1 protein-coding gene and 1 pseudogene are annotated in these 1,315 nt (G+C 49.9%); both read left to right on the top strand.

What is annotated here, in order from left to right; all coding sequences use genetic code 11:
* On the top strand, window positions 1-1,001 hold a 1,001-nt coding region (locus R7070_RS25410; protein WP_318141412.1), incomplete at its 5' end, for an efflux RND transporter permease subunit.
* Window positions 998-1,315 (top strand): annotated as a pseudogene (locus R7070_RS25405) (hypothetical protein); the annotation flags it as partial. The gene R7070_RS25410 and the pseudogene R7070_RS25405, both read left to right, overlap by 4 nt.

The raw sequence follows: 1,315 nt of genomic DNA, 5'->3' as shown, positions 1-1,315 counted from the left end.
CTGATGCAAAATACATTCGCGATGATTGGCGCCAAGAAAGCAAAGTGCTCAAGCCGATTCTAAACCAGGACAAAATGCGTCAAGCAGGAATTAACCGCGCCGATGTCGCTTTCGCGCTAAAACGCGCATCAGACGGCATGCCGCTCGGACAAATGAACCTAAATGATGAGCTGATTCCAATTCAGTTACGTCGCACATCACAAAACATGGCGTCACTAGAAACGCTACCTGTGCGCTCTCTACTTGGCTTTAACAGCGTTCCACTTGGTCAAGTGGTGGATGGATTCGAACTGGTCACCGAAGAGAGCATGATTTGGCGACGCGACCGCGTGAAAACCATCACGGTTCAAGCGGGTGTGAGCCGAGACTCCACACCAGCGAACGTAAGAAATGCCATTAAAGATCAGGTTGAAGCTATCCAACTTCCGGCGGGTTACAGCATGGAATGGGGCGGCGAATATTACGATGAAGACAAAGCGGTCACCGACATCATGAAGCAGCAACCAAAAGCAATGCTGATCATGGTGATCATTTTAGTCGCGATGTTCAACGGCTTTAAGCAGCCAATCATCATCCTCGCAACGCTACCACTGGCAGCATCAGGGGCTGTGTTTGCTCTGCTTGGATTCGATAAACCATTTGGCTTTATGGCGCTGATCGGAGCTATCACACTAACCGGGATGATCATCAAAAATGGCATCGTACTAATGGATCAAATTGAGCTCGAACGCACAAATGGCAAGAGCTTGTCTGACGCGATCAAAGAAGCCACGGTCAACCGTACTATGGCCATTTCTATGGGTGCGTTAACGACCGCGCTCGGCATGATCCCGCTGCTGTCAGATCTGCTGTTTGACCAAATGGCGGCAACCATCATCGGAGGCTTGGCAGCCGCAACCATATTGTCACTGTTTGTCATGCCTGCGCTGTATCGCCTTGCTTACAAAGAAAAAGCACCATCCACACAAACCAACGCTGAGCTAGAGGAGGCGTCATCGTGAAAAAATTCATTCTAACGCCTGTCGTTCTAGCCCTAAGTTTAGCAGGTTGTGCAGTGGGCCCCGACTACCAAGCAGCGACCACCAGCATGGCAGAAACCTACTTGAACGCCGAAAATGCAGGGTTGAGTACCGATTCACAACCCGTTGAGTTTTGGTGGACTAAGTTTCACGATCCGGTGTTGAATCAAATGGTTCAAGACATGCAGAGCCAAAACATTCCGCTGAAAGTGGCGGCCGAGCGGGTGAAAATGGCCAACAACTATAAAACCATGGTGGAGTCATTCAAGGTACCGACAATTAATCTCGGTGCGGGT

This window comes from Vibrio sp. 1557 (assembly GCF_033340175.1).
Classification (GTDB): Bacteria; Pseudomonadota; Gammaproteobacteria; order Enterobacterales; family Vibrionaceae; genus Vibrio; species Vibrio alginolyticus.
This window is presented reverse-complemented; position numbering and strand designations above follow the sequence as displayed.